The following is a 14,683-nucleotide window of genomic DNA, read 5'->3' on the forward strand; positions in this document are numbered from 1 at the left end:
CAGGGATAGATAGAAACTTTGACCGATATTCAAGCGTATTCCCGCGATTTCCGCCTGTTTTACTGGGATATCTGCACGCGGTATGCGAACAATATCCGCCGACCCCCTTGTCTTCGATCACGATGATCTGTCAGATCATCCGCAGTCAGATCGTTTTTCTTCTTTGCCACCAGAGCCTATGACATTCCGTTTTATCCACGCATCAGATCTTCATATCGGCCGTCGCTTTGCCAATCTGCCCGAGGGACAGGATACGAATCTCCGGGGGCGGCTGATGGAAGCCCGCCATAACAGTCTGGTTAATCTGGCGCAGGCCGCGCGCGCGCAAGGTGCGAGGGACGTGCTTTTGGCCGGCGATACCTTCGACACCCCCACCCCTTCGGCGGCGCTGCTGCGTCAGGCGGTGGGGGCAATGCAGGAAGCGCAGGATATCACCTGGTGGCTTTTGCCCGGCAACCATGACAACCTGCGCGAGGCCGAACCGCTTTGGGAAAGCCTGACCCGCGAGGCCCCCGCCAATCTGCGCGCGCTGACCGAAGGCACCCCGCAAGAGATGACCGCAGGGGTCTTCCTGCTGCCCGCGCCGATCCGCTGGCGGGCGCAGGCCGATGACCCGTCCGTAGGGCTCTCCGATATGGTCACGCCCGAAGGCGCGCGGCGTGTGGGGCTGGCGCATGGCGGGATCACCGATTTCACCGAAGGGGGAGGGACCATCGCGCCCGACCGTGACATACGCGCGGGGCTGGACTATCTGGCGCTTGGCGACTGGCACGGGCGGATGGCGGTCAGCGCGCGCACCCATTATAGCGGCACCCCCGAACAGGACCGCTTCAAGCATAACCGGCGCGGGCTGTGCCTTTCCGTGACTTTGGGCGATCTGCCACAGGTCGAGGAGATCGAGACAGGGCAGTTCCTGTGGCAGGATCTGGCGCTGGATCTGACGCCTTTGCAAGACAGTGCCGAGGCACTCCAGCAGGTCCTGCCCGCCACCGGACGCCGCGATATCCTGATGCGGCTGAACGCCACCGGCTGGACCACCCTGCCCGGACAGTTCGCCCTGCAGGAAGCCGCCAAGGCGCAGGCCCCTGATTTCGCGTATTTCCGACTGCAGGATACAGGCCTGTCGGTGCAATATGCCGCCGAAGATCTTGATGATATCGATCATGGCGGAGCCTTGCGCCATGCCGCCGAAACGCTGCGCACCGAATTCGGGGACGAGCGTCTGGATCAGGCCGCGCGTCTGGTGGCAGGCGATGCGCTGGCACGGCTTTATGCCTATATGCGCGAGGACACCCCATGAAGCTGCGCGCCATCCGGCTGGACAATGTCCGCCGCTTTACCGATCCGGTCGAGCTGTGCGGCATCGGCGACGGCCTCAACGTCCTTTCAGAACCCAACGAGCACGGCAAATCGACCCTGTTCGACGCGCTCAGGGCGCTATTCTTCGAGCGCCACAGCTCCAAGAACAAGGCCGTCTCGTCCTTGAGGCCCTATTCTGGCGGTGCCCCCGAAGTGCAGGCCGAGATCGAGACGGAACAGGGCCGGTTCACGCTGGCCAAACGCTGGTTTGCCAAGCCCATGGCCGAGGTGCGCCAGAACGGGCGGGTGATCGCGCAATCGGATGCCGCAGAGGACTGGATCGCGCGGGTTCTGGGCACCTCCGAGGGCGGCCCCGCCGGTCTGATCTGGGTCCGGCAGGGCATGACCGAGCTGGAAGGCCCGGTGAAGGCCGAAAACGAGGCGGCGCTGGAGGCGCGGCGTGATCTGATGTCGAGCGTGACCGAAGAGGTCGAGGCGATGACGGGCGGACGCCGGATGGATATGGCGCTTGCACGGGTGAAAGCGGAACTTGAGCAATATGTAACGCCCAATCGCAGGCCCCGTAAGAACGGCCCCCTGCAGGAGGTGATCGACCGGATCGCGGGGCTCGAGCGCGACGAGACCGAACAGCAGGCCCGTGTCCACGCGCTGCATCGTGATCTGGAAACCCGCAAGCGGCACCGGAAATCGCTGGCCGATCTGGAAGATCCCGAAGAACAGCAGGCCCGTCAGGCGCGTCTGGCCCATGCGGGCGAGACCCGCGCCAAGGCGCTGCGTCATGCCGAACAGATGACCAATGCAGAACAGGTCGTGGCGGCAGACGAACTGGCCCTGTCACGCGCCGGGGAGCGGCTGAAACAGGTCCAGCGGGCCAAAACCGAACTGATGGCCGCCCGAACGGCCATTGACGGGGTGACCCCGCGCCTTGCAGCGGCACAGACCGCCGAAGGCGCGGCGCTGGCCCATGCCGCAACCCTGCAAGAGGCCCTGCAAACCGCGCGCCAGAGCGAACAGCAGCAGGCCGATCTGCATCGTCGTGCCAGCCTCGCCGAGGCGGCCCGACAGGGGGCGGCCCGCAAGGCCGAGCTGGCGCTGCGCATCACGCAGGCCGAAGCCGCCCGCAAGAACCATGAGGAAGCGCGCGCCGAGGCCAGCCTGTGCCTGACGCCCGAGCAGCTTGACACGCTGGAGACACTGGCCCGCGCGGTCGCCACCGAGCGCAGGCTGCGCGAGGCGGGGGCTGTGCAGATCGCCTTCCATGCCAGCGGCGCGCAGGAGGTGCGGCTGGACGGGGTGGCGCTCGGGCCGGTGCCTGCCGCGCTATGGGCCCAGACCGAACTCACCCTGCCGGGTCTGGGCGTGCTGCATATCGATCCGGGAGCGCGGCATGACAGCGGGGCCGTGGCACTGGCCGAAGACCGGCTGGCACAGGCTCTGGCGCGGGTGGCGATGCCCGATCTGGCGCAGGCGCGGGCCTCGGCCCAACGCCACCGCGAGGCCGCAGCCCGTGCACGCGACGCACAGGCCGAACTGGCCGTTCTGGCCCCCAAGGGCATCGAGGCACTGCGCCGCGATCATGCGCAGATCCCCGCGCCACTGGACATGCCGGACCTGCCGCCTCCGGCCCAGACGCAGACCACGCTGGAGGCCGCACAGGCCGAGGTCGCGCGGCTGGGACCATTGGCCGCGCAGGCACAGGATAGGGCGCTGGAGGCACGGCTGGAGGCCGGTGGTCTCAAACAGGCGCTGGAGGCCGCCACAGACCGGCTGACCCGCGCCCGCATGGCCTGTGACGATATCGCACAACTGGGCGAGGAAGACGATCTGGCCGCCGACCTGGCGCGCGGGCGTGACCGTTTGCAGGCCAGCCGTGCATTGCTGGAGGAACTGGCGCGCAAGGCCCCCGATCTGGCCGCCGCCGAAGCCGCCTTTAGCCGCGCGCAATCGGTGATGGACGCCGCCCGCAGCGAGACCATCGCCCTGCAGACAGAGCTGGCGCGGCTGGATGAACGCATTCGGGCCGCCAACGGGCAGGCCATCGAGGAAACCCTGCGCGACACGCAGGAGGCGCTGGAGGCGGCCAGAGCCACCCAGACACGGCTCGACCATGAGGTGGCCGTTCTGATCCGGCTTGAGGACGCGCTGACCCATGCCCGCAATGCCGCGCGCGAGCAGTATTTCACCCCCATTGCCACGGCGCTTCGCCCGCTGCTGGGCCTGCTCTGGCCCGAAGCCGACCTGCAATGGACCTCGGAAAAGCTTCTGCCCGAGGCCCTGATCCGCGACGGACAGGCCGAGCCTGTCGAGATCCTCTCCGGCGGCACGCAGGAACAGATCGCGCTGATGGTCCGGCTGGCTTTTGCGCGGCTCTTGCAGGATGCGGGCCGTATCGCGCCGATCATTCTGGACGATGCGCTGGTCTATACCGATGACGACCGGATCGAGAAAATGTTCGATGCGCTGAACCGGCAGGCGGGGGATCTGCAGATCCTTGTCCTGACCTGCCGCCAGCGCGCGTTCCGTGATCTGGGCGGGCAGCGCCTGCGCCTGACCGCCCCCACCCCTGACAGGAGCTTGCCATGACCCGCATCGTCTTTCTGGACCGCGCCACCATTGCCCCGCATATCCCCGTGCCACAGCCTGCAGGCCGGATCGACTGGGTACAATATGACAGCACCCGCCCCGATCAGGTGGCCGCACGGTTGCAGGGGGCCGAAGTGGTAATCACCAACAAGGTCAGGATCACCGACGCCATATTGCAGGCCTGCCCGCAGCTGCGGCTGGTCGCGATTGCCGCAACAGGTTTTGACGGGGTGGATCTGGCGGCGGCAAAGGCGCGCGGCGTGACCGTGTGCAATATCCGCGGCTATTCGGTGAATACGGTGCCCGAACATGTGATGGCGCTGCTTCTGGCTCTGCGGCGCAACCTTCTGCCCTATGCCCGCGATGTCGAGGCAGGGCGCTGGCAGGAAAGCGGCCAGTTCTGCTTTTTCGATCACCCGATCCGGGATCTCGCAGGAGGGGTAATGGGCATTGTCGGGCGCGGGCAGATCGGCCGCAAGGTGGCCAAGCTGGCCGAAGCCTTCGGGATGCAGGTCTGTTTTGCCGCCCGCCCCGGACAGCTACAGGCACAGGCGGCAGAAGACGGGCGCCTGCCCTTTGACGAAATGCTGGCCCGCGCGGATGTGATCTCGCTGCATTGTCCGCTCACAGAGGACACCCGCGGCCTGCTGGGGGCAACGGCTTTCGGGAAGATGGCCCGCAAACCCGTTATCGTGAATACCGGACGCGGCGGGCTGATCGACCTGCCCGCGCTGCGCGATGCGTTAGAGGCCGGACAGATTGCAGGGGCGGGTATCGATGTTGCAGATCAGGAACCCCCACCGGCGGAAGATGTGCTGATGCAGCTTGCCAAAGATCCGCGCGTGATCGTGACCCCGCATGTGGCATGGGCCTCCGACGCGGCACAAACGGCACTGGCGCAGCAGCTCTGTCAGGTGATCGAAGGATTTCTGGCTGGCGCACCGATAAACGTGCTGACTTAACCGCGCGCGGTCAAAAACGCCTCGAAGGCACGGAGGGTGTCTTCCGACACATGGTGCTCAATCCCTTCGGCATCCAGTTCGGCCACTTCCTGCGGCACCCCCACCGCCACCAGCAGCGCCACCACCATACGGTGGCGCGCCCTGACACGATCGGCCAGCGCGGCCCCCTCATCGGTCAGGAAGACCCCGCGATAGGGCCGTGCCGTGGCCAGACCTTCGCGTTTGAGGCGCGAGATCGCCTTGGTCGCCGTGGGCTGGGCCACCCCCATCCGTGCAGCGATATCGGCCACGCGGGCCTCGCCCATCTCGGCAATCAGGTCCCCGATCAGCTCGACATAATCTTCCGAAAGCGCCTTGGCCTGCACCTCGCGCGCCCGTGCGAAACGGTCCGCCATCTCTTCGGGGGGCGTTTGATCTTGCGGCACGGTCGTCTCCTTCATTCCCGACCTCCGGTCACAGGGCCACAAGACTGGCGGGTGCGGATGTCAGACCCGTCTCATAGCATGGGGGGCCGCGTGGGGCCAGTGGATGAATGTTAGTTTTCCGGTTGCAAGAAAGTTAGCACTGGCTATATTTCTGTCAAAGAGCAATATCCGGGGTCGAGACCCTGCGTTCCAGTGAAAGCAATCCTGATGAATTCCCTGACAGACAAGGCGCGCACCAGCATCGAAGATGCCTTGGCAAGCCCGACGATCGGATGGAAAGCCCGTCTGATGTTTCTCGGACCGGCGGTCATCGCCTCGGTCGCCTATATGGACCCCGGCAATTACGCGACCAATATCCAGGCGGGCGCGGGCTATGGCTATAAACTGTTATGGGTCGTGCTGCTGGCCAATCTGATCGCCATGCTGTTTCAGGCGCTTTCGGCGCGTCTGGGAATTGTGACAGGCAAGAACCTTGCCGAACTCTCGCGCGACAATTTCCCCCGCCCCGTGGTCTGGATCATGTGGGTGGTTTCCGAAATCGCGGCAATGGCCACCGATCTGGCAGAATTTCTGGGCGGGGCCATCGGTCTGGCGCTGCTGTTCGATCTGCCGCTCTTTGCGGGGATGATTATCACAGCGATCATTACCTACGGGATCTTGCTGTTCGAGGGGCGCGGCTACCGCCCGATGGAGCTGATCATCGGCGCTTTCGTTGGCATTATCGGCCTGTGCTATCTGGCCGAAGTCCTGATTGCCCCGATCGACTGGAGCGCAACCGCACGCGGCCTTGTCACGCCGGATATGCCCGACACCGCCGCCTTGGCGATTGCCGTGGGGATCATCGGCGCAACCGTGATGCCCCATGCAATCTACCTGCATTCCGGACTGACGCAGAACCGCACCCAAGTCACCGATATCAAACATAAACGACGGCTTGTGCGGTTCTCCAACATCGAGGTGGTGCTGGCACTGGCCGTGGCGGGCATGATCAATATGGCGATGGTGATGATGGCCGCGAGCGCCTTCCACGAAGGGCATTCGCAAGTGGCCGAAATCGAAACCGCCTACCATACCCTGACGCCCCTTCTGGGCGCGGCGGCGGCGGCCATGTTCCTGACCTCGCTGATCTGCTCGGGGATCTCCAGCTCGGTTGTGGGAACGATGGCCGGACAGATGATCATGCAGGGCTTTTTGCATTTCCGCGTGCCGGTCTGGGTGCGGAGGCTGGTGACGATGGTGCCCGCCTTTGCCGTGGTGGCCTTGGGGGTGAACCCCACTCAGGCGCTGATCTGGTCGCAGGTGGTCCTGTCGATCTCGCTTCCCGTGCCGATGATCGCCTTGGTCATCTTTGTCTCGCGCCGCGACATCATGGGCGAATTCGCGACCTCAATGGTAACGCGCCTGCTGTCCATTCTGGGGGCGTCTCTGGTGCTTGTGCTCAACTTCGTATTGCTGGCCGATTTCTTCGGAATCGCGATCCCCTTCCTGTAACCCCTCCCGCCCGTAACAGCCAAGGCACCCCTTCGGGGGTGCTTTTTGATTCGTACATTAAGTTTTCCCTAACCCGCGCCCACCGCCGAAGGTTGCACTCCACCCACAGAGATACGCCTCAAAAGACAGATACTTACCCTTGGGGAAACGCTACAGGATAATGCCTCCCGCAAAACGCACGCTCAGGATGTAACTTAACGGCATTTACCCTAACTTTAGAGGTTTCGGCAAAATCTGCTCGGGCCGGAGCATGTAGTCCGGCAGGTAACGAGTTCTTGGTTTCAGGCCTTCACATGCTACATTCGGCTTCCCTTTCCAAATCACTCCAGAACAGGGCCGCGGCCCAGATTTCCACGCGGCGGATCTACCACCGGCGGATCAAGCCGCTATTCGATCTCTCGCTGGCTCTGGCCTTCGTGCCGCTGCTTGCCCCCGTCATTGCCGTGCTCTGGGGCCTGGCGCGACTGGACGGGGGGCCGGGATTTTACGGCCATCGCCGCATCGGGCGCAACGGGAAGGTCTTCCGTTGCTGGAAGATCCGCACAATGGTGCCCGATGCCGAACGTCGGCTGGCGCTCTATCTGGCGACCAATGCCGATGCCGCTGTCGAATGGCAGCTGTCGCGCAAACTCAGCGATGATCCCAGAGTGACGCGGCTGGGCCGCTTCCTGCGCAAGACCTCGCTGGATGAGCTGCCGCAACTATGGAACGTCCTGCGCGGCGAAATGAGCTTTGTCGGCCCGCGCCCCGTCACCGAAGACGAGCTGGCCCTCTATCACCACCGTCGCGACGCCTATCTCTGCCTGCGTCCGGGGATCACGGGGTTCTGGCAGATCCTTGGCCGTTCCGACCTGCCCTATTCCCTACGGGTCGAAATGGATGCGGCCTATGTGCAGAAGTCGTCCCTTTTTATGGATATCGGCCTGATCCTTCTGACCGCAGCCACCGTTCTGCGAGGCACCGGACAGTAGCGGAGACCCTCATGAACGCCCAGACCACACAGCCTGTCCCCCCGATAGCGCGCCACATCCATGCCCGCGGGCTGAGGGTCGTGCTGATTACCGGCCATCTCCCCCTGCAAAAACGCAAAGCGTCGATGCAGTGGTTCTGCGAAGACGTGCAAAAGCGCGGCGGCCATGTGACGATGGTCAGTGTCGGGTATAGCTGGCTGTCCAGATGGCGCAAAGACCGGCGGCTGATGCAGGTCGACGGGCGCGTACCCGAAGGCTATCGCCGCCTCTCCCCTTCTTTCGATGCGTATTTCGGCTATGCGCCGATCCATCCGTTCAGCCTGCGCCAGCCGCTGCTGGACGCGCTTATGGCCCCTGCGATGGCGCTGTTTCGGGGGTATTGGGCCAAACGGCTTCCCGCCCTTCTGGCAGAGGCGGATCTGGTGCTCATAGAAAGCGGACCGCCCATCCTGCTCGCCGATATCGCCAAAAAACATGCACCTCATGCGAAATTCGTCTATCGCGCCAGCGATGACTGCAAATCCTTGGGGCTGCCCCGAACGGTGCTTCAGGCCGAACTGGAAAAGGCGCCGCTTTTCGACCGGATCAGCATGGCAGGCCCGCAGATCGCCGCGCGGTTCCACGACTTTGCGCAAACGCGGATCGACCCGATCGGCGTGCCTCGCGCGGTTCTGGAACAACCGATGGCCTCACCTTTTACAGGGCAGAGGGGCTGTCAGGCCGTTTGCGCCGGAACCACCCAGATCGATCTGGCCAGCGCCTCTCTGATGGCCGAAGCCCGCCCCGACTGGACCTTCCATATTCTGGGCCGCATCGCCCGCAAGCCGGATGATCTGCCCGCAAATCTGGTGCTGCATGGCGAAGTTAGCTATGAGACAAGCGTCTCCTATATCCGATATGCCGATATCGGGCTGGCGCTGTATCGCGACCTTCCGGGCATCGAATATCAGGCCCATCACAGCAACCGGATGCTGCTTTACCGCTATTTCGGACTGCCGATCCTCGGGCCGCATCGCGTCTTCAGCGGGATCTCGCTGCGCGGTGCGGGCTATGAGGCCAATGATGCGGCCAGCATCCGTCACGCCCTGGACCGTATCGCCACCCTAGAGCGCGGTCCGGGAGATCCCGATATCGAGGATTGGTCCCGTCTTACGGACCGTCTGCTCTCGGTGCTGCCGGGCGTGCATTGTCAGGTTGAAAGCAGGCGTCCCGCATGACGAGAAAACTCTGGATCTTATCGCCAATCGCGCTTCTGGCCTTCTCCTGGACGCTGACCATCGGCATCGGGGCCCTGCCCTTTCTCAACCCCGAGCATTACGGGCTGGCCCTGTATTTTCTGGCCCGCGAAGAGCTGGGCCCCGAGCTGATCAGCTGGGCCGGTATCCTCTGGCTGGGGGTGGCCTTGATATTTTTCGTGGCCCTGAGCGGGCTGACCCTGCTGGGGGCACCGGACCGCTTCGACGCCCGCCCCCATACCGATCTCGACCGCATGGCGCGGCGGGTCTTTCGGGTCAACTGCTTCTGCCTCGGCGTGACGCTGGCATGGATTGCGGTCAGCGCGGCACAGATGGGCGGGCTGGGCGCGCTGGTCGCACAGGCCCAAAGCAATGCGCTGGCCTTGCGCGACCAGATGCTGGAAAATAAGCTGTTCAGCGGTATGCGCCTGCTTTACGGCGCCTTGCCTGCAACAGGCGCGATGGCCTGTGTGCTGCTGGCCGCAGGGCGCAAATTCGGCACGTTGTCCCCCCATGCGCGACGGCTTCTGCTGAGCGTGGCTCTGACCGACCTCGTCGCGCTGACCCTGCTGCCCATCATCATGTCCCAGCGGATCCTGTTGCTACATCTGCTGATGGCCAGCTATTTCGGGATCTGCATGGTGCATCAGCGCATCGTCGCCCTGCCGCAACTGGTGCTCGGGGCGGGGCTGTTCCTGCTGATCTGGATCTTGCGCGAATCCGTGACCAATCCGACGCTGTCGGATCATGGCGCGGTCGAACTGGGGCTGCAGAAGCTGGTCTTCTACGCCTCGAATGATCTGCTCAACACCCTACAGCCCTTCACGCGCGATTTCGACCATACGCTGGGCTTCTTCAGCTTCCGCTTCCTGCTGATCCTGACCCAGACCGAAGGCAGCGTGCTGAACCTGATCCCATCCCGCCTTGAAGGTGTGGAAGAGGTGCGTGGCGGCGGTGAATGGTCCATGCTGACAACCCCCTATGTCGATTTCGGCGTTGCGGGCGCCTTGGTTTTGCTGGCGTTTTTCGCCGTCGCAACCGCTGTCACCTTCCATCGCGGCCATTTCAGCCTGACCGCCGCAGGGCTTTACGCCCATATGGCGGCCGGTTTCATGCTGTCCACACATGTCCAGTATTTCACCAATATCAACTTCGTCGTCATCCTGTGCCTGACCGGCTTTATCGGGGCCTCCGCCCCCCTGCGCAGCCTGCCTGCCCTGCGCCCCACCTACCCTCTGGCCAGAAGGAGAAGCCCGTGAAAATCATCCATATTCTCACCCGCTTGCTTCATGCCGGCTCGGAAGAGAACACCATTGCCACAGCCGTCTGGCAGGCCCTGCATGGCCATGAGGTGCATATCGTCCACGGGCCCGACCCCGATCCAAGCTGGGCCGAGGATTACGGCCATCTGCTCAGCTTCCACACCCTGCCCGATATGCGCCACCCCGTTGCTCCGCTGGCCGATCTGCGGGCGGTTCTGGCCTTGCGCACCCTGTTTCGGGCCCTTGATGCGGATGTCCTGCACACCCATCAAAGCAAGGCAGGCGTTCTGGGCGCGCTGGCTGCTCCGGCCTGTCCGCGCATGGCCGTGCTGCGCGGGCTGCATATCGTGTCCTTCGAGACCCCCTCGCCGGTCAAGCGGGCCCTGTTTATCGGTTTGGAGCATCTGGCGGCGCTGTTCAGCGACAGCTATATCGCCGTCTCCGAGGCGACAGGGCAGGCCTATCTGCGCGCGGGGATCACACAAGAGGTCGCCACTGTCCATTCGGGCATGGATCTGCGCCGCTTCCGCACGGCCCTACCGGCCGCCGACCTTGCCATACAGGGGCCGGTCCTGCTGATGCTGGCCGCGTTCGAGCCCCGCAAACGCCATGCCGAATTCCTGCGCGCTTTGCCGCCGCTTCTGGCCCGCCATCCCGATCTGCGGGTCTATCTTGCCGGAAAAGGCCCCGAGCAGGACAGGATTGCCACGCTGATCCGGCATATGGGCCTTGCGGCGCATGTGCATATGCTGGGTCACCGGACCGATCCCGAGGCGCTGATTGCGCGGGCCGATCTTTCGGTCCTGTGTTCCACCAATGAGGGGCTGCCGCGCGTGATCGTCCAGTCGCTGGCCGGAGGTTGTCCGGTTGTGGCCTGCGACCTGCCTGCGCTGCGCGAGGTGCTGCGCGACGGGGAGAACGGCCTGATCTGCCCGCCCGACGACCTGCCCAGCATGATGGGCACCATCGACGCCCTGCTCCAGAGCCGCGCCAGGCTGGCGCAGCTGGCACAGGGCGCGCGCGACACGGATCTGTCGAAATGGGAGCTGGACCGCTTGGGCCGCGAAAGCACCCGACTGAGCCAGCAGGCATGGCGCCATCGTCGCGCCCGCCAAGCGGGCCATGCCTATCATCGCGTCCCTAAGGAGGCCCCGCTGTGACCCCCGCGCCGCGCCGTCTGGTGCTGAATGCACGGTTCCTGACCCAGGCCCAATCGGGCGTCCAGCGCTATGCCCATATGCTGATGACAGCCTTCGACCGGCTGCTGGAGCATCCCTCGCTGGCGCAGCGCCTCGGGCCGGTCACGGCCTATTATCCCGCGGATGCAGGGCTGCAGGTTACCCCCGCATGGCGGCATATCACGTTAGAGCCACTGCCCTGCCGATGGCCGGGCGGTGGCCATATCTGGGAACAGACCGCCTTGGCCCGCGCGGCAAGGGGGGGGGTATCTGCTCAATCTGACGGGGTCCGGTCCGGCGCTGCATCGCGACCAGCTTCTGGTGATCCATGACGCCAATATCTGGCACGTCCCCGACGCCTTCTCGCGCCGCTATCGCGGTTTTCACAAGACCCTGCGTCCGGTTCTGGCCCGCCGCGCGCGTGATCTGGCAACGGTCAGCCAGTTTTCCGCACAGGAGCTGGCGCAGGTGCTTGACCAGCCGGAACTGCGGTTTCGGGTCATTCCCAACGGTGCCGACCATCTGGTGCCGCCGCGGGAGTGTGCCGCTGTGATGTCCGCTCTGGGGCTGTCGAAAAACGGATTCTTTCTGGCAGTGGGCAATCTGTCGCCCAATAAAAATCTGGCACGTCTGGCACAGGCAATGGCGAAACTGGGCTATCCGCTGCCTCTGGTAATTGCGGGGGCCGAAGCCTCGGGGCTTGCCAAGGCCGGTCTTCCGCCCGAACTGGCACACTCTGGGCAGGTCCGCTTTCTCGGGCGGGTCGATGATGACACGCTGGCCGTGCTCTATGCCAATGCCCGCGCCTTTCTCTGGCCCCCGCTGCGCGAAGGATTCGGGATCCCGCCGCTTGAGGCGATGCGCTTCGGCACCCCTGTCCTGTCATCCAACAGCACCGCCATGCCCGAGGTTCTGGCACAGGCCCCGATCTATTTCGAGCCACAGGACGTGGAGGATATCGCCCGCGCCATCGCGCAGTTTCTGGCGCTGCCGACCGAAGCCCGTGACGCGCAGGTGATTGCCGGATATGACCGCGCCCGCCGCTTCAGTTGGGACCGCTCGGCCAAGCAACTGGCCGAATTGCTGGCCAAACGCCTGAGCTGACACGCGGCAGGCGCGGTGGGGCTAGGCCCGCCCGACCTGCCGCACCATGTGCCACCAGCACAAGGCCACCCCCCCGCAGCCGCCGGCAAATGCGACCGCCCCGAAAGGCAGGGCCAAACAGGCCGCCAGCCCCGCACAGAGCAGATAGGGCAGTCCGACAGCCCAGAGCAAGGCCCGAACCTCCAGCCCGATCAGCCGCAACATGCGCGGCAAAAGCAGCCCCAAGGCAAGATAGGAGGCCAGCACATGGCCAAGGATCATCGCCTGCGCGGACACCGGCACCATCAGGACAACACATCCGGCACTCAGGCCCAATCCCAGCCCCGCACGCAGGAAGGCCCGCCCCGCCCCCTTGCGCACCACCAAAGCCTGATCGACCCCGAGAACAGTCGTCGCCACCGGCCCGAGCGCTGCAAGCGCCTGCACCATTGGCGCGGCGAGCCCTGCCGCAGATGCCCCCAATAGCGCGTTCAGCACCGGCAGCGCCCAAACTGCCACCGCCATATAGGCCGGTGCCGACACAAGGGCCGCCAGCCGCAGAACCCGCACAACCAGACCCCCGCTCCGGTCCTTGGCCCGCATCATCACGGGCAGCACCAGAAAGCGCAGCGGCGCCAATGTCAGCGCATCCACAAGCTGGAAGATCCGCTGTGCAATCTGGAACCCGCCCGCAATCGCACCGCCATAAACCAGCCCCAGCAGGAACTGGATCAAGGGCAGGGCCGCCCCCGCCACAAGCCCGCGTCCGGCAATCGCCATCACCTCGGGAGCAAGGGCACGCATCTGTGCCAGACGCGGCCCGTCAGAGGGCCACCACCGCGCCATCCGCCATGACAGAAGCGCCGAGGCAACAGCGTTGATCACCGCAAACCCGACCAGCGACCAGACCCCGCCGCCCATCGCATAAAGCGCAAACCCGCCCGCCCCCGAAAGAAGCTGCACGGCGGCAGTGCGCAGCGCCAGTGCCCGCAGCCGCAGCGCCTGACGTAGCTGCGCCTCCTGCACCGCACTCGCCCCCTGAAACAGTGGCACCAGCAACAGGGTGGCGATCTGGGCCTGCATATCCTGCAACGCCCCCACCCCCAGATATGCCAGACCGATCAGCCCCAAAGCCAGCACCGCAATGCCGACCGTCAGAGCCTGCGCCAGCCAGAACAAGGCCGCCAGCCGCGCGGCATCGGCAGGCGCGGTCAACACCACCGCATCGGCAATGCCGCCCTTATGCAGCACCTGCGACCACCGGAACACCGCAAGCGCCGTTGCGAATGCCCCCAGATCCGCAACCGGCAGCAACCGCGCCATAGCAAGGAAAAAGATCACATTGCCGCCCAGTCGCGACAGTTGCAGCACCACAGACCAGAGCGCCTTGGACATGGCTCAGGCCCCGCCGCGATAGACCCCGCCCTGCGCGGCGGCACGGATATGGCGGTAGATGGCAAGATCGGGCGCGCAGATATCCTCGATCCGCGCCCGCAGATGGGGCGGGCATTGCGGCGCCGGATCGGGGCGCTTGTTGCGCGACAAAGGCAGGAGAGGGCGACCGGCCAGCCGTTGCAATGCGGCACGGAACGCGGCCCCCTCGTCAAGAAACCCGACCAGTGCGAAACCCTCGAGCGCCTGACAGGCCCGCGCGACATCTGCGGCAGGAGCGGCACTGTGATGCTGATAGGTGCCGGCGAAATAATACAGATATTGCGAGCCGAAACGCTGTGCAGGCTCGGTCTCGAGAAAGGCCTCCAGCAGATCGGCCCGCGCCGGATCGGGATGGCGGCGCTGCACATAGGCGTAATGCGACAGGAACCGTGCGACGGGCTCGCGCAGCAGGCTGACGTAGGCCCGCTCTGGCGCAAGCTGCGCCACCAGATCCGCGTTGAACTGCACATGGGCCGAAATACAGCGCAGGTTGCGCTCCAGCATCTGGGCCAGCTCGACCCGCCGTACGGCATAATCCGCCAAGATCAGGGCCGTGTCGCGCGCCTGCGGCTCTAGCGCCTGCGCGATCCGTTTGGTGCGATCAATGTCGATTGTTCCCTGAGACGGCCAGAAGGCCAGCCGCAAAGCCGCACCGAAGCTGGTACCACCGCATTTTGGGACGTGAATATAGAGGAAGGATCGGGACATGACACTCGGCACAGATAATTCGAATGCAATC

At 64.7% G+C, this 14,683-nt stretch carries 13 protein-coding genes; 10 read left to right on the forward strand and 3 right to left on the reverse strand.

Annotated features, from left to right (window positions below; translation table 11 throughout):
• The first annotated feature begins 178 nt into the window (after positions 1 to 178).
• From AC2ISB_RS16970 to AC2ISB_RS16980, 3 genes are read left to right on the forward strand one after another with little or no spacing between them, the layout of a single operon-like run.
• A complete protein-coding gene (locus AC2ISB_RS16970; protein ID WP_486577084.1) occupies positions 179 to 1,300 on the forward strand; it encodes a metallophosphoesterase family protein in 1,122 nt (373 codons plus the stop codon).
• Positions 1,297 to 3,903 (forward strand): AAA family ATPase, encoded by a 2,607-nt coding sequence (locus tag AC2ISB_RS16975; protein ID WP_486577085.1) that lies wholly within the window; start codon positions 1,297 to 1,299, stop codon positions 3,901 to 3,903. Before AC2ISB_RS16970 ends, AC2ISB_RS16975 begins: the two co-directional genes overlap by 4 nt.
• Positions 3,900 to 4,865, forward strand: a complete 966-nt coding sequence (locus AC2ISB_RS16980; RefSeq protein ID WP_486577086.1) for a D-2-hydroxyacid dehydrogenase — start codon at positions 3,900 to 3,902, stop codon at positions 4,863 to 4,865. The genes AC2ISB_RS16975 and AC2ISB_RS16980 overlap by 4 nt, the downstream gene beginning before the upstream one ends.
• On the opposite strand, the gene mntR is transcribed toward AC2ISB_RS16980, so the two are convergent.
• Entirely contained in the window at positions 4,862 to 5,305 is a 444-nt protein-coding gene (gene mntR / locus AC2ISB_RS16985) for a manganese-binding transcriptional regulator MntR (RefSeq protein WP_330646978.1), read from the reverse strand. The genes AC2ISB_RS16980 and mntR overlap by 4 nt on opposite strands.
• A gap of 192 nt (positions 5,306 to 5,497) precedes the next feature.
• Between mntR and AC2ISB_RS16990 the strand changes: the two genes are divergently transcribed.
• The 7 genes from AC2ISB_RS16990 (at position 5,498) to AC2ISB_RS17020 (ending at position 12,531) form a co-directional block, all read left to right on the forward strand.
• Complete coding sequence (locus AC2ISB_RS16990; RefSeq protein WP_486577087.1) at positions 5,498 to 6,781, forward strand: Nramp family divalent metal transporter; 1,284 nt, start codon at positions 5,498 to 5,500, stop codon at positions 6,779 to 6,781.
• 293 nt (positions 6,782 to 7,074) lie between these two features.
• Complete coding sequence (locus tag AC2ISB_RS16995; protein ID WP_486577088.1) at positions 7,075 to 7,752, forward strand: sugar transferase; 678 nt, start codon at positions 7,075 to 7,077, stop codon at positions 7,750 to 7,752.
• Between the two features lie 11 nt (positions 7,753 to 7,763).
• Positions 7,764 to 8,969, forward strand: a complete 1,206-nt coding sequence (locus AC2ISB_RS17000) for a GumK N-terminal domain-containing glycosyltransferase (protein WP_341485817.1) — start codon at positions 7,764 to 7,766, stop codon at positions 8,967 to 8,969.
• A complete protein-coding gene (locus AC2ISB_RS17005; RefSeq protein ID WP_486577089.1) occupies positions 8,966 to 10,246 on the forward strand; it encodes an O-antigen polymerase in 1,281 nt (426 codons plus the stop codon). The genes AC2ISB_RS17000 and AC2ISB_RS17005 overlap by 4 nt, the downstream gene beginning before the upstream one ends.
• Positions 10,243 to 11,409, forward strand: coding sequence for a glycosyltransferase (locus AC2ISB_RS17010; protein WP_486577090.1), 1,167 nt, complete (start codon positions 10,243 to 10,245; stop codon positions 11,407 to 11,409). Before AC2ISB_RS17005 ends, AC2ISB_RS17010 begins: the two co-directional genes overlap by 4 nt.
• Entirely contained in the window at positions 11,406 to 11,759 is a 354-nt protein-coding gene (locus AC2ISB_RS17015) for a hypothetical protein (protein ID WP_486577091.1), read from the forward strand. The genes AC2ISB_RS17010 and AC2ISB_RS17015 overlap by 4 nt, the downstream gene beginning before the upstream one ends.
• Positions 11,749 to 12,531 carry a glycosyltransferase family 4 protein gene (locus AC2ISB_RS17020; protein ID WP_486577092.1) on the forward strand — a complete coding sequence of 261 codons (783 nt, stop codon included), beginning with the start codon at positions 11,749 to 11,751 and terminating at the stop codon, positions 12,529 to 12,531. Before AC2ISB_RS17015 ends, AC2ISB_RS17020 begins: the two co-directional genes overlap by 11 nt.
• Before the next feature lie 21 nt (positions 12,532 to 12,552).
• Here the strand turns inward: AC2ISB_RS17020 and AC2ISB_RS17025 are convergent, their stop codons facing one another.
• On the reverse strand, positions 12,553 to 13,905 hold the full coding sequence (locus AC2ISB_RS17025; RefSeq protein ID WP_486577093.1) for an oligosaccharide flippase family protein: 1,353 nt from the start codon (positions 13,903 to 13,905) through the stop codon (positions 12,553 to 12,555).
• 3 nt (positions 13,906 to 13,908) lie between these two features.
• On the reverse strand, positions 13,909 to 14,652 hold the full coding sequence (locus tag AC2ISB_RS17030) for a hypothetical protein (RefSeq protein ID WP_486577094.1): 744 nt from the start codon (positions 14,650 to 14,652) through the stop codon (positions 13,909 to 13,911).
• Between the last annotated feature and the right edge of the window lie 31 nt (positions 14,653 to 14,683).

Source organism: Thioclava sp. NS-SX20, from assembly GCF_057380695.1.